18 protein-coding genes and 1 pseudogene are annotated in these 23035 nt (G+C 30.1%); 17 read left to right on the top strand and 2 right to left on the bottom strand.

Annotation, left to right across the window (positions count from 1 at the left end; all coding sequences use genetic code 11):
• Positions 1-119 precede the first annotated feature (119 nt).
• From OCV55_RS10505 to OCV55_RS10490, 4 genes are all read left to right on the top strand, one after another.
• Positions 120-761, top strand: coding sequence for a LytR/AlgR family response regulator transcription factor (locus tag OCV55_RS10505; protein WP_267309913.1), 642 nt, complete (start codon positions 120-122; stop codon positions 759-761).
• Between the two features lie 247 nt (positions 762-1008).
• Complete coding sequence (locus tag OCV55_RS10500; protein WP_147580596.1) at positions 1009-1302, top strand: MetQ/NlpA family ABC transporter substrate-binding protein; 294 nt, start codon at positions 1009-1011, stop codon at positions 1300-1302.
• A gap of 527 nt (positions 1303-1829) precedes the next feature.
• Positions 1830-2375: a V4R domain-containing protein gene (locus tag OCV55_RS10495; RefSeq protein WP_147580580.1), complete on the top strand. Its 546-nt coding sequence runs from the start codon at positions 1830-1832 to the stop codon at positions 2373-2375.
• Positions 2362-3648, top strand: a complete 1287-nt coding sequence (locus OCV55_RS10490) for a diguanylate cyclase domain-containing protein (RefSeq protein ID WP_147580579.1) — start codon at positions 2362-2364, stop codon at positions 3646-3648. The genes OCV55_RS10495 and OCV55_RS10490 overlap by 14 nt, the downstream gene beginning before the upstream one ends.
• A gap of 108 nt (positions 3649-3756) precedes the next feature.
• Here the strand turns inward: OCV55_RS10490 and OCV55_RS10485 are convergent, their stop codons facing one another.
• Complete coding sequence (locus OCV55_RS10485; RefSeq protein ID WP_147580578.1) at positions 3757-3996, bottom strand: hypothetical protein; 240 nt, start codon at positions 3994-3996, stop codon at positions 3757-3759.
• A gap of 78 nt (positions 3997-4074) precedes the next feature.
• Between OCV55_RS10485 and OCV55_RS14145 the strand changes: the two genes are divergently transcribed.
• The 8 genes from OCV55_RS14145 (at position 4075) to OCV55_RS10445 (ending at position 14843) form a co-directional block, all read left to right on the top strand.
• Positions 4075-4359, top strand: coding sequence for a DUF4143 domain-containing protein (locus tag OCV55_RS14145; RefSeq protein ID WP_394802867.1), 285 nt, complete (start codon positions 4075-4077; stop codon positions 4357-4359).
• Positions 4360-4600: 241 nt separating this feature from the next.
• Entirely contained in the window at positions 4601-7168 is a 2568-nt protein-coding gene (clpB, locus tag OCV55_RS10475; RefSeq protein ID WP_032089790.1) for an ATP-dependent chaperone ClpB, read from the top strand.
• Between the two features lie 182 nt (positions 7169-7350).
• On the top strand, positions 7351-8091 hold the full coding sequence (locus OCV55_RS10470; protein WP_147580577.1) for an RsmE family RNA methyltransferase: 741 nt from the start codon (positions 7351-7353) through the stop codon (positions 8089-8091).
• Positions 8088-8840, top strand: a complete 753-nt coding sequence (locus tag OCV55_RS10465) for a hypothetical protein (RefSeq protein ID WP_147580576.1) — start codon at positions 8088-8090, stop codon at positions 8838-8840. Before OCV55_RS10470 ends, OCV55_RS10465 begins: the two co-directional genes overlap by 4 nt.
• 8 nt (positions 8841-8848) lie before the next feature.
• Positions 8849-10129 carry a tRNA (N(6)-L-threonylcarbamoyladenosine(37)-C(2))-methylthiotransferase MtaB gene (gene mtaB, locus OCV55_RS10460; RefSeq protein WP_022002491.1) on the top strand — a complete coding sequence of 427 codons (1281 nt, stop codon included), beginning with the start codon at positions 8849-8851 and terminating at the stop codon, positions 10127-10129.
• Positions 10129-11595 (top strand): UDP-N-acetylmuramoyl-L-alanyl-D-glutamate--2,6-diaminopimelate ligase, encoded by a 1467-nt coding sequence (locus tag OCV55_RS10455; RefSeq protein WP_147580575.1) that lies wholly within the window; start codon positions 10129-10131, stop codon positions 11593-11595. The genes mtaB and OCV55_RS10455 overlap by 1 nt, the downstream gene beginning before the upstream one ends.
• The gene (deoC, locus tag OCV55_RS10450; protein ID WP_022002489.1) at positions 11573-12214 is read left to right on the top strand and encodes a deoxyribose-phosphate aldolase; all 642 of its coding nucleotides are present in this window, start codon (positions 11573-11575) and stop codon (positions 12212-12214) included. The genes OCV55_RS10455 and deoC overlap by 23 nt, the downstream gene beginning before the upstream one ends.
• 142 nt (positions 12215-12356) lie before the next feature.
• Complete coding sequence (locus OCV55_RS10445; protein ID WP_147580574.1) at positions 12357-14843, top strand: excinuclease ABC subunit UvrA; 2487 nt, start codon at positions 12357-12359, stop codon at positions 14841-14843.
• A gap of 25 nt (positions 14844-14868) precedes the next feature.
• Here the strand turns inward: OCV55_RS10445 and OCV55_RS10440 are convergent, their stop codons facing one another.
• On the bottom strand, positions 14869-15558 hold the full coding sequence (locus OCV55_RS10440) for a BglG family transcription antiterminator (RefSeq protein ID WP_052010826.1): 690 nt from the start codon (positions 15556-15558) through the stop codon (positions 14869-14871).
• Between the two features lie 236 nt (positions 15559-15794).
• Here OCV55_RS10440 and pflB point away from each other — a divergent pair, with 236 nt between their 5' ends.
• The 5 genes and pseudogenes from pflB to OCV55_RS10415 all read left to right on the top strand — a co-directional run.
• A complete protein-coding gene (gene pflB, locus OCV55_RS10435) occupies positions 15795-18059 on the top strand; it encodes a formate C-acetyltransferase (RefSeq protein WP_032089796.1) in 2265 nt (754 codons plus the stop codon).
• Between the two features lie 62 nt (positions 18060-18121).
• Positions 18122-18877, top strand: coding sequence for a pyruvate formate-lyase-activating protein (gene pflA, locus OCV55_RS10430; RefSeq protein WP_147580573.1), 756 nt, complete (start codon positions 18122-18124; stop codon positions 18875-18877).
• Between the two features lie 129 nt (positions 18878-19006).
• Complete coding sequence (locus OCV55_RS10425) at positions 19007-19882, top strand: ROK family protein (RefSeq protein ID WP_147580572.1); 876 nt, start codon at positions 19007-19009, stop codon at positions 19880-19882.
• An 85-nt stretch (positions 19883-19967) separates the two neighbouring features.
• Positions 19968-21560 (top strand): annotated as a pseudogene (locus OCV55_RS10420) (peptide ABC transporter substrate-binding protein).
• Between the two features lie 210 nt (positions 21561-21770).
• On the top strand, positions 21771-23035 hold a 1265-nt coding region (locus tag OCV55_RS10415), incomplete at its 3' end, for a peptide ABC transporter substrate-binding protein (RefSeq protein WP_147580595.1).

Raw genomic sequence — 23035 nt, 5'->3', positions numbered from 1 at the left:
CCAAAAATAAAGGAGAGATATATTATTATCGATAAAATCAAAGTATTGAGGAGTATGTTATGAGAAAAATAGCTATTTGTGATGATAGTAAATTGGATCGATAGCTTTTAAAAGTTGTTATACAAACATATTTTGAAAATAATGAAGAAGAATTTAAAATCTTTGAATATGAATTAGGAGATAATTTATTAGATGATATTGAAGTAGAACTCTTATTTCTAGATATCATTATGAATGGAATGAAGATAGCTAGAAAATTAAGAGATATTCAATTTAAAGCACCAATCATCTTTCTTACAGCTCATGCAGACTATGCGGTAGAAAGTTATGAAGTATATGTAGCGGGATATTTGTTAAAACCTTATGATACAAATAAATTAACATTGCTTTTAGATGAAGTATTACAAAGAAGTGTTCAAAAAAGAATTGCTGTTAAAGTTAAAAAACAACATCGATATCTTGAAATTAATGATATTATGTATGTTGAAAGTGATAAACATGTATTAAATATTCATTTAAAAGATAGTAGAGTGATTCAAACAACAGAAAAGTTGAGTGAATTAGAAAAAACGATTAATTCAAAAAGATTTATTCGTTGTCACCAAAGTTATCTTGTTAATATGGATTATATAAAAGATGCGAAAACAGATTTTATTCTTAGTAATGATATAAGAATACCAATTAGAGTAAGAGGACGAAAAGAAATTATTGAAAGATATCATAAGTATTATAGTTCAGAAAGAATGAATGATCATTTATAAGGTACAATTGTTAGTTAATAAAACAAATGTGCTTTTTAACATGTGGAAAAGTCTTTTATGAAATAGGGTACATTAAAATAGAAAAGTATTTTAATGTTTTTTAAGTTGGAGGAATTTTGAAATTTATAAAATGATGTAATAAATAGAATTTGATTATAATTGTAGTTATATTATATGTCAAAATTCAAAGAACAATTTTGTCAATTTATAGATACAAATGCAAAAACTTTGTCAAAGATATTGAAGGATATCAATCAAGCAAAGATGGAAAAAAGTTATCAAAATTGGTATATGTGGTTCAGCAGATACATTTAGAGCTATACAAAAAGTTTTAGATGCTTATAATTTACCTAATGAAGCTTTAAATAATGGTGAAATTGATTTAAATTCATTCCAACATAAAGCTTATTTAGAAAATGAATGCAAAAAACAAGGGCATGATTTAACGACTATTGGAGATACATCTTCTGCTCCTTTTACATTATATTCTAAAAACGTAGATTCTTTAAAAGCATTAAAAACATTAGCTGGGGAAAAATAAACGTGTAAAAAAAGCACAATTGTTAAAAAACAAAACAAATGTGCTTTTTTTATTACTTTTTGTGCAAAAATAGAAGATTTTTAAAAACAAATGATACAATGTTTTAAATTAGAAACATTTATTGAAAAGGGGAAAAATGAAGAAAACACTTTATGTTTTTATTTGAAAAGAATGTATATGCTTTAGAAACAAGTAAAATCTTTTCAGATGAAATAAATAGGATCATTGTAATGGGTCTATTATAGTGTAATATCATTATTATGGTTATTAAAGAAACAAGACGTAGAAAATGACAAAACTCATTTTCTTTTTATTTCTTTTTTTATAGAGAGAATATTTCTTTTTTTGACATGCAATTTCTTGAAAAAAAAGATATTTTTATATCCTTATAATAACGCTTACAATTGAAATTGTATTTTAAAATTATGATGATATAATAAGCTACGAACTTAAACAAATTTCAAAGAGAAAAAAGAACTTCAGGAATAATGAAGATAAATATTTATATGAATGTTAGGAGGGAAAATATGAAAAATATCTTTGAAGTATCTCTTGAAAGCCATTATCAATTTGAATGGGATAAATTAGGAAATATCAAAAAAGGAAGAGAACATTTAGGTGAGGAGATGCCGGTTCTTGTCTATAGATTATTAGAATACAGTATGAATGATGTCTTGTTTAAAAATTTTGGTATTGAAAAAACAGATGAAATTTTTAGACAAGCTGGTTATCTTGCAGGATGTGAATTTGCGAAAAATGCATTGCCTCTTGATGCTGATGAAAGTACATTTGTAAGTACGCTTGCTCAAACTTTAGAAACTTTAAAAGTAGGTATTTTAAGAATGGAAGAAGTGGACTTTGAAAAAGGTGAATTTGTAATTACAATTCATGAAGATCTTGATTGTAGTGGATTGCCACCAACAGGTGAAGTTGTATGTAAATATGATGAAGGTTTTTTTGCGGGAATTTTAGAAGCATATACCAAGAAGCCTTTTAAAGTAAGAGAAGTTGATTGCTGGTCTAGTGGAAGTAGAGTATGTCGTTTTAAAGGGACAGTAGATGATGATCGATAAGGATCAAGAACTTTTCTTAGATTACATTAAACAACTTTTATATAACACAGATGAAGCAACACTTTGTCGTGATGAACTTTCAGATGATGTAACACAGCTTGCAGATGGAATTGAATATTTAGGTGAAGTGATCAAAGATGAAAAGATTGTTTTATCTAAAATGGCCCAAGGAGAAGTAGATGAAGAATTTTCTATATCTCACAATTATTTATCGGCTCCTGTTAAAAGCATTCAAAGTAATTTAAAGCATTTATCATGGGTTGCTCAAAGAGTTGCGGCAGGTGATTATAAACAACATGTTTCAAGCTTAGGAAGCTTTTCTGATTCATTTAATGAAATGATTGATCAATTAAGTCATTATCGAGAAAAGATGGAACATATCAGTAATACAGATGTCTTAACGGGAACTGCGAATCGACGTGCTTTTAATCAAATGATTAAAAAGCTTTGGGATAAAGATATTCCTTGTGCCATTGTATTTATTGATATTGATGGTTTGAAGTATGTAAATGATAATTATGGTCATTCTGGAGGAAATCGCTATATTAAAGAAGTATGTCAAATCTTGAAAATGAATTTAAAAGAAGATGAATTTATTTTTAGAATTGGTGGGGATGAACTACTTATTTTATCTAAAAAAGAAGATGCACATATATGTGAAGAACGTCTACTAGAAATACGCTTACAATTTAGAGAAGAAATGAAAAAGAAAGTACCGTATCCATGTGATTTTAGTTTTGGTTGTGTGGATATTGATAAAAAAGAAAATAAAACAATTAGTGAATATTTAAGTCTTGCTGATAAAAAAATGTATCATTTTAAAATGCAACATTATATTGATCAAAGACGACCTAAATACAGTAATCATATTGATAAAAGTGGTTTAGATAGTCGTATTTTTGATGCTTTTTCTCAAACATCAATCAACCGCTATGCTTATATATGTAATATGGAAACAAATGTTTCAAGATGGTCCGTACAAGCTGTCAAAGACTTTGATTTACCTTATGAATATATGTATGATGCAGGTAAAATATGGGAAGAACATATTCATCCAGATGATTGTAAAGAATATGAAGAAGATATTGAAGCAGTTTTCTCTGGAAAGAAAGAATGTCATGATTTAACATATCGTGCACGTTTAAAAAATGGTAAATATATAAAATGTCGTTGTGAAGGATATGTCTTAAGAGGAAGAACGGCTAAAGAACTCAATCTTTTTGCAGGAATACTTACACGAGTCGATGAAGCAGTGAATTATGAAGAAAGATAGTTTTAAGTGGGATCAAGGTGATCTCACTTTTTTATTTATCAAAAAAGAAAAGACTAAGAACATCTAAAATAAAACATCCAGAGCAATCACATTGATAATTTTTTCGATTCAATTTGATTTTGATTTAAAAGTAAACAAAATCATACCAATAACAGTTGTTCCAAAGAATAAACAAATTGGAAATGTCATGATTTGAGGTAAAAGGCATGCAAAGTGAATACTTTTTCTACCGGTATTAAACCAATAAAAAGGAGAAAGAACACATAACTGTTTATTTAAAAAATGAATGTTTCGTCTCTTTAAAGCAACAAGTATTTTCCAAAGTACTTTCCCACAACCAATATACAAAGAATGACCTCTATAAAAAGAACAAATTATGAAAATGTGAAGCAATTAAAAGTATGGTTATGCAAAAGAAAAGAATATTTGAAGATACTTGAAAAGTACTATATTGTAGATATTGGAATGCGCTATATGTTACTAGGAACACAAAAAATAGATGCTGGACATATTTTAGAAAATGTTGTGTATTTAGAATTATTAAGAAGAGAAAATAAAGTATTTGTAGGGAAAGTTGATCATTTTGAAGTGGATTTTGTTGCGCAAAATTCTAAAGGTATCGAATACTATCAAGTTGCATTAACTGTACGTGATGAAAAAACACTTCAAAGAGAGTTAAGACATCTTCAAGCTATTCAAGAATTACCCTAAAGTTATTCTTACAATGGATGATGATCCTGAAGTGCAATATGAAGGAATACGACGTATTAATGCACGAAATTGGTTATTAGGGCTAATTGAATAGTTTTATTAGTGTTAAATAATATAGAATAGGGGATCCTTTAAAGAGGATTTTTTTAATTTTTTAGCACTTATGTGTTGACAGTGCTAAAAATATGAATATAATAAAATTAGCACTAGGGATAAAGGAGTGCTAAAGGAGAGTGATAACATGGATATCGAAAAATTTACAGCCAAGATGCAAGAGGCAATTCAAAAAGCAAGTCAATTAGCATTAAGTTATAAGCATCAAGTAATTGACATTGAACATGTATTGTATGTTTTATTGAATGATAGTAGTGGTATTTTTCCAAGGGTGTTATCTAAGCTAAATAAAGATAAAAATCATTTCATTCAAGTATTAGAACAAAGGCTTCAACAAAAAACGACACTTGAAAATATTGATGTCAATAGCATGAGAATAAGCTATAGCTTAAATGATTTACTTGCGAAAGCAAATAGTCAAATGACATCGTTTAAAGATGAATATATGTCTGTAGAACATGTCATTATGGCTTTATTTGAAATAAATGAAAATTGGGTCAAAGATTTATTGAACCAAGAAGGTATGAATAAAAAGGATACAAAAAAGGTAATTTTAGAAATGCGGGGTGATCATATGGTAGATAATCCAAATCCAGAAAATACTTATGAAGTATTAGAAAAATATGGACGTGACTTAACAAAAGATGTGGAAAATGGAAAATTAGATCCAGTTATTGGACGTGACGATGAAATTCGTCGTGTCATTCAAATCTTGTCACGTAAAACAAAAAATAATCCAATTTTAATTGGTGAACCAGGTGTTGGTAAAACAGCCATCGTTGAAGGATTGGCATGGCGTATTTATAAAAATGATGTACCAATTTCTTTACAAAATAAAACTTTATATGAACTTGATTTAGGTTCACTTGTAGCTGGTGCTAAATACCGTGGTGAATTTGAAGAAAGATTGAAAGCAGTTTTAGGTGAAATTAAAAAAGCAAATGGAAATATCATCTTATTTATTGATGAAATCCATCAATTAGTTGGTGCTGGTAAAACAGATGGTGCGATGGATGCTGCTAACTTATTAAAACCAATGTTGGCTCGTGGTGAACTTCATTGTATTGGAGCAACGACTTTAGATGAATATAGACAATATATTGAAAAAGATGCGGCTCTTGAAAGACGTTTCCAAAAGGTACAAGTTGATGAACCAACAATTGATGATAGTATTGCTATCTTACGTGGTTTAAAAGATTCTTTTGAAAGACATCATGGGGTTAAAATCAATGATAGTGCTATTATTGGGGCTGTTAATTTATCACAAAGATATATTACGGATCGTTTCTTACCAGATAAAGCCATCGATTTAATCGATGAAGCGTGTGCTTCAATTCGTATGGAAATTGATTCTTTACCAGAAGAATTAGATGGTATTACACGTGAAAAGAATCGATTAGAAATGGAAAGAATTTCGATTGAAAAAGAAGATAGTAATGAAGATAATGTAAAACGTTTAAATGATATTAAAGAACGTATTGCTTCTTTAACTGAACAAGAAACAGCATTAAAAGCAAAATGGAAAGAAGAAAAGTCTTCATTAGATCATATTAAAGAATTAAAGAATCAAAAAAATAAACTTGTAGCTTTACAAGATAAATATATGCAAGAAGGTAATTTACAAGAAGCTTCTAAACTTCAATATGGTGATATTCCAAAAATCACCAAAGAAATTGCTGATCTTGAAGCAAAAGAATCGGATGATGCTTTACTTCAAGAAAAAGTAACTGTTGATAATGTCTCAGAAGTTATTTCAAGATGGACAGGTATTCCAATGAATAAATTAATGGCTTCTGAAAGAGAAAAACTTTTAGCCTTAGATGATACATTAAAAGTACGTGTTATTGGTCAAGATGATGCAATCACTAAAGTAACAGATGCTATCTTACGTAGCCGTGCTGGTATCAATGATGAAGAAAAACCAATTGGTTCCTTCTTATTCTTAGGTCCAACTGGGGTTGGTAAAACAGAAGTGGCTAAAGCTTTAGCAGAACAATTATTTGATACTGAAAAGAATATTGTGCGTATTGATATGTCTGAATATATGGAAAAATTCAGTGTCTCTCGTTTAGTAGGAGCTCCACCAGGATATGTTGGTTATGAAGAAGGTGGACAATTAACAGAAGCAGTAAGACGTCATCCTTATAGTATTGTATTATTGGATGAAATTGAAAAAGCCCATCCTGATGTTTTCAATATCTTACTTCAAGTCTTAGATGATGGACGTATTACAGATAGTAAAGGTAATACAGTTAGCTTTAAAAATACAATTATTATCATGACAAGCAATATTGGTTCTCAATATTTATTAGAAGGAAATAATGAAGAAAATAGAAAACTTGTCAAAGAAGAATTAAAAGCGCACTTTAAACCAGAATTCTTAAATCGTATTGATGAAATTGTTATGTTTAATTCATTAGATAGTTCAGTAGTAAGAAAAATTATTGATAAATTTATTGGTCAATTAGTTCATCGTTTACAAGATAAAAAGATTACGATTTCTTTAACTGATCAAGCTTATCAAATGATTCAAGAAGAAGGATTTGATCCAATCTATGGAGCAAGACCATTAAAGAGATTTATTCAATCTCAAATTGAAACAAAACTTGCTAAAGAAATTATTAAAGGAACAGTTCATCAAGGACAACATGTAGAAGTTGATTATCAAGATGGATTTGTTTTAAAAGCTCAATAAGGAAGTAGTATAAAAGCTACTTCTTTTTTTATAAAACTATTTTGTATTTAGAAAGAAAATAATAGCTAATTAAGTACGAAAAATCGTACTTTTCTTTTTGAAATTGTAGGAATATAAATAAAAATGTAAAATTGTTTTTTCTTGGGGAAATATTATGCTAGAATATGTTGGGGTGAAAGACGATGCAAAAATATTTTATAAATGAAAATATCGAATTAAATAAATCTTTCAAAATAGAAAGTAGTGATCAACATCATATAGAAAAAGTAATGCGTAATAAAAATGGTGATCAAATTATTTGTGTAGACTTAAAACATATTCAATATTTATGTTTAATTGAAAATGTTCAAGAAGGTGCAATTTTACCAATTGAAAAATTAGATATTAATAATGAATTAGATGTAGAAGTTACACTTGTTTATGCTTTACCTAAAGGAGATAAATTTGAATTTGTTTTACAAAAAGCTTGTGAGTTAGGAGTTCATCATATTATTCCATTAAGTTCTAAAAGATGTGTTGTTAAACTTACTAAAGACAAATTCAATAAAAAACTGCCCCGCTATCAAAAAATATTAAAAGAAGCAAGTGAACAATCAGGAAGAAATAGAATACCTTCAATAGAAGAAGTAAAAACAATTAAAGAATTAAAACCCTATTTAAAAGATTATAATTTAGTGGCTTATGAAGAAACTGCTAAACAACATGAACATGGTGAATTATTTCATACTTTACAACAATTAAAAGCAGGGGATCAATTATTGATTATTATTGGTTGTGAAGGTGGCTTTGATGAAAGTGAAATTCAAGAATTAAACGAGATGGGCGTTAAATGTTGTTCATTAGGTAACCGTATTTTAAGAAGTGAAACAGCACCACTTTATTTAATGAGTGTCATTGGTTATTCAAGGGAGCTTATAAAATGATTAAATTATTAAAGAAATATGGGGTAGAGTTAAAATTAAAAAAATGTGATTTGTTTCGTCTTATTGAAGGGCAAAAAGATACTTTTCTTGAAGATGGTTTTGCTTTTAAAATGACAAATGAAGAAGAAATGTTTAAATATGAAGTGATTTTAAATGGTATTTATAATAAGACAAAAATAGAAGGGGAATATAAGCGATTTGTTTATGAGACACAAGATGCTATTCAATATTTAAATTATGAAGAAAAACAAAAAATGTTTAATAGTATTATTAGTGAAACGTTAAAAAATTTAAAACTTATGAAAGCTGATCAACAAATTATTTTAATTCCTTATTTAGAACCTTTTGTAAATGAAAGATATTTAAATAATTATATGTTATTAACATTAAAACAACATCAATTGTATGTTAAAGATTATCAAAGAAATATAGAAATTCCTTATCAACTTTATGGTTTAAAAGTATTACGTTCTGCTTTTTCTTCTTTAAAAGGAATAGCTGAAGATGAAAATTATGAATATTATTATTATGATGGTTTAAAGAAAATCTATATTTTTGATAAGAAAGAATATGGTTTAGTAGATAGTTTTCCAATAATTGATAAATATTTCCAAGGAAATACATCTTTAGATGATATAAGAGAAATTATGACTTATTATAAACAACCTCAACAATTTATAAATCAATTACATGAATTAAATTATTTAAGTGATAAAGTACATAAAAAAATTATGAAAAAATTAAAGTAGGTGAAAGAATGAAAGTTGCATTCCATACATTAGGATGTAAAGTTAATTCCTATGAATCTCAAGCAATGCTAAATATGTTTGAAGAAGCAGGATATGAAGAAGTTGATTTTAAAGAAGTGGCAGATGTTTATGTTGTTAATACATGTACTGTCACAAATACAGGAGATAGTAAATCTCGTCAAATGATACGCAAAGCAATTCGTAAAAATCCTCAAGCAACCGTTTGTGTTGTTGGATGTTATAGTCAAGTAGCACCTCAAGATATTGAAGCAATTGAAGGTGTAAGTATCATTTTAGGGACACAATTTAGAAATGAAATTGTTGATTTAGTAGAAAAGTATCAACAAACACATGAAAGAATTGTGAAAGTTTCTGAAGTTAAACAATTAAGAAAATTTGAAGATTTAAATATTGATCGTTTTTTACATACGAGAGCTTATTTAAAGATTCAAGATGGATGTAATAATTTCTGTACATATTGTATTATTCCTTATGCTAGAGGAAGAGTGCGATCTAGAAAACCAGAAAGTGTTATTAAACAAGCAAAGGAATTAGTAGCTAAAGGATATGTAGAAATTGTTTTAACAGGGATTCATACAGCAGGATATGGTGAAGATTTAGAAAATTATAGTTTTTATGATTTATTAGTAGATTTAACAAAAATAGAAGGATTAAAGAGACTTCGTATTTCTTCTATTGAAACAAGTCAAATTACTGATGATATTATTGATTTAATTTCAAAATCTAAAATTATTGTGGATCATTTACATGTACCGCTTCAAGCTGGGTGTGATGAAACACTTAAACGTATGAATAGAAAATATAATTGTGAACAATATTATGAAAAATTATCAAAAATTAGAAGATTGATTCCTGATATTGTTTTTACAACAGATGTCATTGTTGGTTTTCCTGGAGAAAGCGAAGAAGAGTTTGAAAAAACTTATGAATTTATTAAAAAAGTGGGATATACACAACTTCATGTTTTCCCTTATTCTATGCGTAAAGGAACGCCAGCAGCACGTATGGTACAAGTTGATGAAAAAATTAAACATGAAAGAGTTAATCGATTGATTGCATTATCTCATGAGTTAAATGAAAATTATGCAAAATCTCAAATTGGTAAAACTTTAAGAGTTCTTTTTGAAAAAGAAGATCATGGATATTATGTGGGACATGGAGATAATTATTTACTTATAAAAGTACAAAGTGATGAACAATTGATAGGTCAATTGAAGAATGTTATAATTGATTCATATGATGAAATGTTAATTGGAAGAGTGGTATAATGAAACGATTAAATGAGTTGTTTAATATTGATAATGATATGAAAATATACTCAATTCATAGTGATTCAAGATATGTAAAACCCTATTCTATATTCTTTTGTATTGAAGGATTGAGTGTAGATGGACATCGTTATGTGGATGATGCTATTTTTCAAGGAGCAAAAGTTATTGTTCATAGCAAGGATATAGAAAAACAACCAGGCATTATTTATATTAAGGTAGCAGATGCTTTAGATGAATTAAATAGAGTTTCTAATGTATTCTATGATTATCCAAGTAAGAAAATGCGTGTTGTTGGAGTGACTGGAACAAGTGGTAAAACAGTTGTTGCTTCAATGGTTAAAAGTGTGATGGATCATTATTGTAAAGCAGCTTACATGGGAACAATTTCTTTAGAGTATGATGGGGTAGAAGAACAGTGCCCTTATACGACGCCAGAAACTTTATATGTACAAAAGAAATTGTTTGATATGGCAAGACGTGGTGTTAAGGTTGTTGCCATGGAAGCAAGTAGTCATGGTTTGGCACTTAAAAGAATTGATGCAGTCGATTTTAATATTGCTGTTTTAACAAATATTTCTGATGAACATTTAGATTTTCATGGAACTAGAAGACAATATATTGAAAGTAAGAAAAAATTATTTTCAATGTTATCTACAAATTCGATTGCTGTTTTAAATAAAGATGAAGAAGTTTTTGCTGAATTTAAAGCAGCTACGAAAGCAAGAATTATGACTTATGGTATTAAAAATGAAAGTGAAATTATGGCTAAAAATATAGAACTTTATATTGATCATAGTGAATTTGATCTTTCATTAAAAGGAAATCTATATCATATTGTTTGTCCAACAATTGCTGATTTTAATATTTATAATGTTCTAGCAACGGTAGGAGTACTTGTTGGTTTAGGATTTGATGATCGCATGATCATTGAAGCCATTAGTGATTTAAAACCAGTTAATGGAAGAATGGAGCTTATTCCTAATAAACATAAAATTACGATTATTGTCGATTATTGTTGTCATACAAAAGATTTTGAAAATGTTTTTAAATTTGCAGATCGTGTTTCTAGAGGAAATATTATTGCTGTTTTAGGAGCACCAAGTAAAAGACATATGGCAAGAAGAAAGAAAATAGGAGCATTGGCCAATAGATATTTAGATCATGTGATTTTGACTGAATTAGATGATCGAGGAGAAAATATTGAGGAAATTTGTAAAGAAATTCAAAGTGAGATTACAGATATTCCAAGCATTATTATTCCTAATCGTGCAGTAGCTGTTGAACAAGCCATTGAACAAGCAAGTCCAGGAGATGTTGTTTTATTATTAGGAAAAGGTCATGAAAAATTTATTGCCTTAGAAGTTGGTCAAAGAGAGTATGAAGGAGATAAAGCGATAGCATTAAAAGCTATTAAAAGAGTATACGAAGGAGAAGAAGAAAATGAACTACAACAAAATGATTGATCATACTGTTTTAAAAGCAGATACACCTTTAGAAACAGTTAAAAGAATTTGTGATGAAGCAATGGAATATGGTTTTGCAAGTGTTTGTATTAATCCATGCCATGTTGCTTATTGTGCAGACTATCTAAAAGATAGTGATGTCAATGTATGTACAGTTATTGGTTTTCCATTAGGGGCTAATACAAGTGCAGTGAAAGCATTTGAAACAAAGGATGCGATTGCTAATGGGGCTGATGAAATTGATATGGTAATGAATATCGGAGCTTTAAAAGATAAAAATTATGATTTAGTAAGAGATGATGTTAAAGCGGTAGTTGAAGCTGCTAATGGAACATTAGTAAAAGTTATTTTAGAAACTTGTTTACTTACAGAAGATGAAATTAAAAAAGCATGTGAATTATGCGTAGAAGCAAAAGCTGATTATGTAAAAACAAGTACTGGTTTTTCAACAAGAGGGGCTACAATTGAAGATGTTAGAATCATGAAAGAAGCTGTTCATGGAAAAGCAAAAGTAAAAGCTGCAGGTGGTGTTAGAACACCTGAAGATATGGTGAAAATCGTTGCTGCTGGAGCTGATCGTATTGGAACAAGTGCAGGATGTTCTTTAGTTAAAAAATAAGTTGGATGTAATTTTAATTTTTTAATGTTATTTACAAAATACAGGTATAAAATGAAAAATATGTAAATGGTATTCGAAATGAATATCATTTACTTTTTTATTCCAAAAATAATATATAACTAAAGAAGAAATGAGGGATTATATGGGAAATACACCAAAGAAAATAAAAGTAAGAGGTGCAAAAGTACATAACTTAAAAAATATCAATGTTGATATACCATTAAATCAAATAGTTGCTATTACAGGTGTTTCAGGGTCAGGAAAATCATCACTAGCCATGGGTGTTCTTTATAGTGAGGGTTCAAGAAGATACTTAGAATCTTTATCAACTTATACAAGAAGGCGTATGACGAGTGCAACGAAGGCACAAGTAGATGAAGTTCTTTATGTTCCTGCGGCTTTAGCACTTCACCAACGACCATCTGTTCCAGGTATTCGTAGTACGTTTGGAACAGGGACAGAACTTTTAAATAGTTTAAGACTCATGTATTCACGTCTTGCTAAGCATTGTTGTAAAAATGGTCATTATATTGAACCAACTTTAAATGTGGCGGCTGAAAAAGAAATCATCTGTCCAATTTGTAAAGAAAAAATACATGCACCAAGTGCTGAAGAGTTAGCTTTTAATAGTCAAGGAGCTTGTCTTAAATGTGGTGGAACAGGAATTGTTAGAACTGTTGATATTGATTCGCTTGTTCCTGATAAAACACTTACCATAGATGAAGGAGCAGTCGCTCCATGGAACTCATTAATGTGGACTTTGATGACAGATGTTTGTCGTGCTATGGGAGTAAGAACAGATGTGCCTTTTAATCAATTAACTGATGAAGAAAAAAATATTGTTTATTATGGACCGGCGGAAAAGAAACATATTTTTTATAAGGCTAAAAATACAGATCATGCAGGAGAAATGGATTTTACTTATTTTAATACAACTTATACAGTAGAAAATGCTTTATCAAAAGTTAAAGATGATAAAGGAATGAAAAGAGTTGAAAAGTTTTTAAAAGAAGAAATTTGTCCAGAATGTCAGGGAACACGTTTATCAAAAGAAGCAAGAAAACCTTTGATTAGAGGAATTGGTTTAGATAAAGCTTGTCAAATGCCATTAAATGATTTAGTAGAATGGGTAAGAGATATTCCAGATTCAATGCCTGATGAAATGAAGCCAATGGCTCGTGAAATCTGTGATTCGTTTTTAGATGTTTCTAAAAGGCTGTTAGATTTAGGATTGGGCTATCTTTCTTTAGATAGAGCTGCTTCTACACTTTCAACAGGAGAAAGACAACGTATGCAACTTGCTAGAGCAGTAAGAAATCGTACAACAGGTATTCTCTATGTTTTAGATGAACCTTCTATTGGATTACATCCTTCTAATATTTATGGACTTATAGAAGTCATGAATGATTTAATTCATGATGGAAATTCTATTTTATTAGTAGATCATGATACTGAAATTATTAAAGAAGCGAATTGGCTCATTGAAATGGGACCAGAAGCAGGAAAAAATGGAGGTTATGTTTTTACGGAAGGAACAATAGAACAAATTAAAAATGATAAAAAGTCAATGATTGGGCCATTCCTTACAAATCATTATGATGAAAAAATGCGTCCAATATCTCCAATTGAACAACTATTTGAATTTGGGAAAATTCATCTTTCAACAAATCAAATACATACAGTCCATCCTTTAGAAGTAGATATTCCTAAAGGAAAATTAACGGTTGTTACAGGAGTGTCAGGTTCTGGAAAAACAACGATGATTCTAGAAAGCTTGTTACCAGCGATTCAAACTAAAATCAATGACTCATCATTACCTGATCATGTTAAAGATGTTCAAATGGAAGGAATAGAACATATTAAACTGATTGATGCTTCACCTATTGGTATTAATATTCGTTCGACTGTTGCTACTTATATTAATGTTCATGATGAACTTAGAAAAAGATTTGCCAAAACAGAAAGCGCTAAGTCTAAGGGGTATAAAGCAGGAGATTTTTCTTATAATACAGGAAAGCTTAGATGTCCAACTTGTGATGGAACAGGGACATTAAGTTTGGATATACAATTCTTGCCAGATGTTCATGTGACTTGTCCTGATTGTCATGGTTCTAGATATAATAAAGAAAGTTATTTTATTAAATATAAAACGTCAAAAGAGAAAGAGTATTCTTTACCTGAATTGATGGAAATGGATGTGAGTTTTGCTAAAGAAGCTTGTCAAGGTTTAAAAGGTGTTTATCGAAAACTGGAAGTATTAGAAAACTTAGGTTTAGGATATTTGACATTGGGTGAGGAAACACCAAGTTTATCTGGTGGAGAGGCACAGCGTTTAAAACTTGCAAGTGAAATGAGTAAGTCTCAAAATGATTCAATTTTTATCTTTGATGAACCTACGATTGGATTACATCCTTTAGATGTTCAAATATTAGTTAAAGTTTTTCAATCACTTGTAGATCAAGGTGCGACAGTCGTCGTCATTGAACATGATCGTGATGTGATGAAAAATGCGGATTATATAATTGATATGGGACCAGGTGGTGGTCAAGATGGTGGAATGATTGTAGCTACTGGTAGTGTTGAAGAAATAAAAAATAATATAAAGAGTATTACAGGTAAATATTTATAAAAAAATAGAAGTTCAATGTGAACTTCTATTTTTGTCTTGCTGAAACAATAAAGTGTAATGCAAAATAAGCCACTTCATCTTCAGTAAATCTTTTATGATAAATAGATTCAATAGCGTCATTTAAGATTTCTGCCATTGCAAATTCTTTAGGATGTCTTTCTTTAATCTTTGCAGTTAAAGGATTTTCGATTTGACTATCATCTAATAATCGATCAAGTGCAGGTGTTAAATGTAATCCTAAAGAAACAAGTAATTTTTCATTATTTCTTAAATCTATACCTTTTTGTTTAAATAAAGAATCTAAAGTGTTTTGTAGAACATCAATAATTTCATCATCTAATAAATTAACACCAGCATTAAATTCAACATCTAATACGTTATTTTTAGATAGGTACATTGAAATAAGTGCTAATTCTGATTCTGGAAATTCAATATCAAATTTTTTACTAAGAATATTACAAATTTCAACTGCTGAATCATAGTTAGTGTTTGCTTTATATGATGTGATTTGTCCTTGACTTAAAGGAATGTAATTGTTTGTTTTGATTCTAAGTATTGCAATTGCAAGATGTACAACGAGATTTTGCGTAAATTGTGGAGATAATGTTAAATGATTTTTCTCAATTACTTCATTTACTGCTTCGCGACATACTTGTTTTGATAATTCTAAATCTTTATCAGCAGCGCTTGATAAAGCTTGGTTTGTTAATGTCATAAAAAAGCCTCCTAAAATGTCTACGTAAACTATATACTAAATCAATTAGAAAAGCTAGGAAAAAATAAATATTCTTTATAAGAGCATATGATTGGATTTTAGGAATGATTCCTGTTATACTAAACTTGTAAAATAATTATGTAAGCGCTCATCATTTTCTTTAAGTTTTTGTTGTCTATGCAAAATGTAAGTGCTATAATTATGAAGGAATTTTGATTTAGGAGGAAATAAACAAAATGGCTTTAACAGATAAATTCAATGAAGAATGGAACGGATTTAAAGGAAGACTTTGGAAAGAAGAAGTAAACACTCGTCAATTCATTCAAGATAACTATAAACCTTATGATGGAGATGAATCATTTTTAGCTGGTCCTACAGAAGCTACTAATAAACTTTGGGGAAAACTTCAAAAGTTACAAAAAGAAGAAAGAGCTAAAGGTGGAGTATTAGAATGTGAAACTAAAGTAGTAAGTGGACTTACTGCTTATGGTCCTGGATATATCGATGAAGAAATGAAAGATTTAGAAAAAGTTGTTGGTTTACAAACTGACAAACCTTTAAAAAGAGCTTTCATGCCTTATGGTGGTATCAAAATGGCAGAACAAGCTGCTGCAACTTATGGATATGAACCAGATGAAAAATTACATGAAATTTTCACAAAATATCATAAAACACATAACCAAGCAGTATTCGATGTTTATACACCAGAAATTAAAAAAGCTCGTCATAATAAAGTAATTACAGGTTTACCTGATACATACGGACGTGGACGTATTGTTGGTGACTATCGTCGTGTTGCTTTATATGGTATTGATTTCTTAATTGAACAAAAAGTAAATGATTTCAATCATTGTGGTAGTGGATCAATGACTGAAGATATCATTCGTAAAAGAGAAGAAATTGCTGAACAAGTAAAAGCATTAAAAGGTATGAAAGAAATGGCTGCTATCTACGGATATGACATTTCTAAACCAGCTAAAAATGCTCATGAAGCATTCCAATGGTTATACTTTGGATACTTAGCTGCAATCAAAACTCAAAATGGTGCTGCAATGTCAGTTGGACGTATTTCTACTTTCTTAGATATCTATGTAGAAAGAGATTTAGCTAACGGAACATTAACAGAAGAAGAAGCACAAGAATTAGTAGACCATTTCGTTATGAAATGTAGAATGGTTAAATTTGCTCGTATTCCTTCTTACAACCAATTATTCTCTGGTGACCCAGTATGGGCTACACTTGAAGTTGCAGGTTTAGGAACTGATGGACGTTCAATGGTTACTAAAAACTGTTTCCGTTTCTTACACACATTAGAAAATATGGGTCCTTCACCAGAACCAAACTTAACAGTTTTATATACAAAAGCATTACCAGAAAACTTCAAACGTTTTGCTGCTAAAATCTCAGTAGATACTAGCTCAATCCAATATGAAAATGATGATGTAATGCGTCCTGTATGGGGAGATGATTACTCAATTTGTTGTTGTGTATCAGCTACTCAAACTGGTAAAGAAATGCAATTCTTTGGTGCACGTGCAAACTTAGCTAAATGTTTAACATATGCTATCAATGGTGGTATTGATGAAAAAACTAAAGATCAAGTGGCTCCAAAATATCGTCCAATTACTTCTGAATACTTAGACTATGATGAAGTTATGGAACGTTATGACCAAATGATGGAATGGTTAGCAGATCTTTATGTTAATACATTAAACTTAATTCAATATATGCATGATAAATATTATTATGAAGCTGCACAAATGTCATTAATTGATACTGATCTAAAACGTACTTTCGCAACTGGTATTGCTGGATTCTCACATGTAGTAGATTCATTAAGCGCAATCAAATATGCTAAAGTTAAAACAATCAGAGATGAAGATGGTATCGTAGTAGATTATGAAGTTGAAGGTGACTTCCCAAGATATGGTAACGATGATGATCGTGCTGATGATATCGCTGTATGGTTATTAGGTGAATTCTTAGCTAAAATCAAAAAACATCATACTTATAGAGATTCAGAACCAACAACTTCTATCTTAACAATCACTTCAAACGTTGTTTATGGTAAAGCTACAGGTTCATTACCTGATGGACGTAAAGCAGGTGAACCATTATCACCAGGTGCTAACCCATCTTACGGTGCTGAACAAAATGGTTTATTAGCTTCATTAAACTCAGTTGCTAAATTACCATATGAATGGGCATTGGATGGTATTTCTAATACTCAAACAATCAACCCAGATGCTTTAGGACATGATGAAGGTGAAAGAGTTAATAACTTAGTACAAGTTATGGATGGATATTTTGAACAAGGTGCTCATCACTTAAATGTTAACGTATTTGGAACTGAAAAATTAATTGATGCTATGGAACATCCAGAAAAAGAAGAATATGCAAACTTCACAATTCGTGTATCTGGATATGCTGTTAAATTCATTGACTTAACTCGTGAACAACAATTAGATGTTATCGCAAGAACTTGTCATGAACATATGTAATCAATAACTTAATCAAATAATGAAAACAACCTCTTATGAGGTTGTTTTGTTACGGAGGAAAAATGGAAACAATTGGTAGAATTCATTCAATAGAAAGCTTTGGATCAGTCGATGGTCCAGGAGTACGTTATATTTATTTCTTACATGGATGTCCTTTAAGATGTCAATTTTGTCATAATCCTGATACATGGGGTTCAAAGAAATACGAAGAATATACTCCTGAAAAAGCGCTTCAACAAGCAATGAAGTACAAAACATATTGGGGTAAAAAAGGGGGCATTACGATTAGTGGTGGAGAACCTTTAGCTCAAATAGATTTTGTTTTAGAATTATTTAAACTTGCAAAAAAAGAAGGTATCAATACATGTATTGATACCAGTGGTGGATGTTTTACTAGAGAAGAACCTTTCTTTTCTAAATTTAATGAACTGATGGAGTATACAGATTTATTACTTGTTGATATTAAAGAAATCAATAATGAAAGACATATTGCACTTACAGGAAGAAGTAATGAAAATATTTTAGATATGGCAAAGTATTTATCTGAAATTAATAAACCAATTTGGATTAGACATGTTCTTGTTCCAGAAAGAAGTGATTATGATGAAGATTTAATTGAATTAGATCGTTTTATTTCTACCCTTTCTAATGTTTATCGTGTAGAAATACTTCCTTATCATACTTTAGGTGTCTTTAAGTGGGAAGAATTGAAGATTCCTTATCAATTAGAAGGAATAAAACCTCCAACTAAAGAACGTGTAGATAATGCTAACAGATTATTACATGTAGATCGTTATACAAGATATTTAGATAATTAATGAAAAAAGAGTTCATGAATTTAGAGTTATCATCTAAATCATGTAACTCTTTTTCAATTTATAATTGCATATTTACTTTATAATCAGAGTTGTTTAAAATAAGAGTAAAGGAAAAAAGGAGATATAATAATGAAATTAGGAGCAATTGAAGCAGGTGGAACTAAATTTGTAGTTTGTATTGGAAATGAAAAAGGAGAAGTTTTAGAAAGAGAATCATTTCCTACAGAAGCACCTGAAAAAACAATGGAAAATGTTTTTAAATTCTTTGATGGAAAAGAAATTGAAGCATTAGGTGTAGGAAGTTTTGGACCTATTGATCCAGATCTTACAAGTCCAACTTATGGTTATATTACAACAACACCTAAACCAGGATGGAATAATTATAACATTATGGGTGCTTTAAAAGAAAGATATGACATTCCTATGGCTTTTGATACAGATGTTAATGGGGCTGCTTTAGGTGAAGCAACATTTGGTGCGGCAAAAGGATTAGACAGTGCCCTTTATCTTACAATTGGAACAGGAATTGGTGGAGGAGCCGTTGTTGGTGGTAAACTTGTACACGGGTTACTTCATCCAGAAATGGGACATATGAAAATGATTGTTAGAGAAGATGATAAATATTCAGGAAAATGTCCATATCATGGAACATGTTTTGAAGGTTTAGCAGCTGGTCCTGCCATTGAAGCAAGATGGGGAGTAAAAGGAAGTGAACTTCCAGGAGATCATCCGGCATGGGATTTAGAAGCTTATTATATTGGACAAGCGATGGCAAATTATATTTTAACTCTTTCACCTAAGAAAATTATTCTAGGTGGTGGTGTTATGCATCAAAAACAACTTTTTCCAATGATTCATAAATATACTCAAGAATTCTTAAATGGTTATATTCAAAAAGAAGAAGTGACTACTGATAAAATTAAAGATTATATCGTTTATCCAGAATTAGGGGATAATGCTGGGGTTGTTGGAGCTTTAGCTCTTGCCATGAGTGTAGTAAAATAATGAAGTAGAGAAATCTACTTCTTTTTTTGATAAAAAAGGAGAAAGGGAATATGAAAAAATACTCTCATTATTTTTATGTTGTTTAATGGTTTTAACATTAACGGGATGTGTTGGATCAAATGGAGATGACATAACGACTTATACGTATTCAAGTGAATTGGATATTAAAAATTTAGATTCGTCAGATGCAGATGATGGATGTTCACTCAAGGCAATTCATGCAGTAATCGATGGACTTACAAAAACAGATAAAAAAGGAAATATCGTAAACGCGGTTGCTAAAAGTGAAGAATTGTCTGAAGACGGTTTAACACATACCTACAAACTTCGAAAAGATTTTAAATGGACAAATGGAGATCCTGTAACAGCTCATGATTTCGTTTATGCATGGCAACGTATTTTTAGAAAAAAGGGAAGTTATTATTATATGTTTGCAGATGGAATTGCAAGTATTGAAGGGGCTCAAGAGTTATCAGATAAAATTGATGCAGGTGAAGAACTTACGGATGATGATTTAAATTCTATGGGTGTAAAAGCAATCGATGACTATACTTTAGAAGTAAAAACAACTGTACGTGTTTCTTTCTTTGATGAATTAATGGCATTTCCATGTTTTTTCCTAATTAATGAAAAGTTTTGTGAAAAACAAGGAGATAAATATGGTAAAAGCGCAAAAGCTATTTTAGGAAATGGTGCTTTTATTATGACAAATTGGGAACCAGGATCTATTGCGGAATTTAAAAAGAATGAAGATTACTATGAAGCAAAAACTGTAAAGATTGAAAAACTTGTGATGAAACTTGTTCAAAATCCAAAAGTTGCGGCTCAATCATTTATGGCAGGAGAAACAGACTATGCACCAATCAATTAGGATTTGGTAGATAAATATAAAGATGATGAAGCTTTTAAACAAGTACCAGAAGGCTTCCTTTATTATTTATCTGTGAATTTTCAAAATGCAAATCTTGCTAATGCGAATATCAGGCAAGCAGTTTCACTTTCAATTAATCGAAATGATTTATGCGAAAAAATATTAAAAGACGGTTCTTTTGCAGCAACAGGATTTATTCTTTCTGGTTTAGCAACGAGTCCAGATGGCGTTGATTTTAGAAAAGATTCTGGAAACTTTACATCTTATGATAAGAAAAAAGCACAAGAATCTTTAGATGAAGGATTAAAAGAATTAGGAAAAGATCAAATTACGTTAAGATTTACATATGGTAAAGATGAATCTCCAAAGGATGTATTTGTAACTTATTTACAAAATGCTTTAAGTGAATTAGATGGTATTAAAGTAGAAATGGTAGCTACTACTAAACAAGATCGTATTTACAACAAACAAAAAAATGGTGATTTTGATTTAGCAGTAACACGTTGGGGACCGGATTATGGAGATCCTACAACTTATTTAACAATTGCATTATCAACAAATGGTAGCAACTATGGTAAATATACAAACAGTGAATTAGATGCATTAATGGATAAAGTTGCTAATGAATCTGATGCTAATACTCGTTGGCAAAAAATGAAAGATGCAGAAAAAATCTTACTAGCTGATTATGCATATATTCCTGTTTTTGAAAAAGGAGCGGCAACATTACAAAATCCAAAAGTAAAAAATCTAGTTATTAAACCATGTAGAACAATTTCTTTTGAATATGTAGAAAAAACTGAATAAAAAGAGAAAAGGCATAATAAGAAAATATGATGTCTTTTTTAATAAAAAACTATCACGGTAATAAATTAATATATTGCATTGTATACAAATATCCAAAATAGTATTGACTTTTAAAGACTAATCCACTATTATGAAGTTAATAAATCGATAAATTGTATACAACATGTCGATTTATTGCACAAAAGATAATTTAAGAAGGGAAGAGAGAATATGAAAAAACTATTATCAATGGTGCTTTGTGCTATGATGGCTCTAACTCTTGCTGGTTGTGGGGGATCAGGAGGAGATTCATCTACTTACACTTTCTCAAGTGAATTAGATATTAAAAACTTAGATTCATCAGATGCCGATGACGGATGCTCATTTACAGCAATGCATGCTGTTATTGATGGGCTTATGAAAACAGATAAGAAAGGTAATATCGTAAATGGTGTTGCTTCATCTTCTGAAGTTTCAGATGACGGGTTAACTCATACTTACAAAATCAGAAAAGATGCTAAATGGGCTAACGGTGATCCTGTTACTGCAAATGATTTCGTTTATGCTTGGCATAGAATCTTCCAAAAGAAAGGTCAATATTACTACATGTTCTGTGATGGTATTGCAAGTATTGTAGGGGCACAAGAAATGTCAGATAAAATTGACAATGAAGAAGATATTACAGATGCTGATTTAGATGCAATGGGTGTTAAAGCAGTCGATGATAAAACATTAGAAGTTACTACAACTACTCGTGTTTCATTCTTTGATGAATTAATGTCATTCCCATGTTTCTATCCAATCAATGAAAAGTTCTGCGAAAAACAAGGTGACAAATATGGTAAGAGTGCTAAAACTATTTTAGGAAATGGTGCTTTCACTATGACAAACTGGGAACCAGGTTCAGTAGCTGAATTTGAAAAAAATGATAAATATTATGATGCTAAAACAGTTAAAATTGACAAATTAGTAATGAAATTAGTTCAAGATCCAAAAGTTGCTGCTCAAGCATTCGAAGCAGGTGAAACTGATTTCGCTCCAATCAACTCAGACTTAGTTGATAAATACAAAAAAGATGATTCATTCAAACAAATTAATGAAGGTTACTTATTCTATATTTCAGTAAACTTCCAAAATAGTGATTTAGCTAACTTAAATGTAAGAAAAGCAATCTCACTAGCAATCAATAGAAAAGATTTATGTGAAAACGTCTTAAAAGATGGTTCACAAGCTGCTTCAGGATTTGTTCCATCAGGATTATCAATTTCTCCAGAAGGAAAAGATTTCCGTGATGAAGCAGATACTTATACTTCATATGATAAAAAAGCTGCTCAAGCTGCATTAGATGAAGGATTAAAAGAATTAGGAAAATCTGAAATTACTTTAAGATTAACTTATGGTACAGATGAATCTCCAATGGATGTATTTGCAACTTATTTACAAAACGCTTTAAGTAAATTAGATGGTATTAAAGTAGAAATGGTAGCTACTACTAA

The sequence above is a fragment of the [Clostridium] ammoniilyticum genome, from assembly GCF_025566905.1.
Lineage (GTDB): Bacteria > Bacillota_I > Bacilli_A > Erysipelotrichales > Coprobacillaceae > Faecalibacillus > Faecalibacillus intestinalis.
Note: the sequence above shows the minus strand (reverse complement) of the source record. Positions and strands in the feature narration are given on the sequence as shown.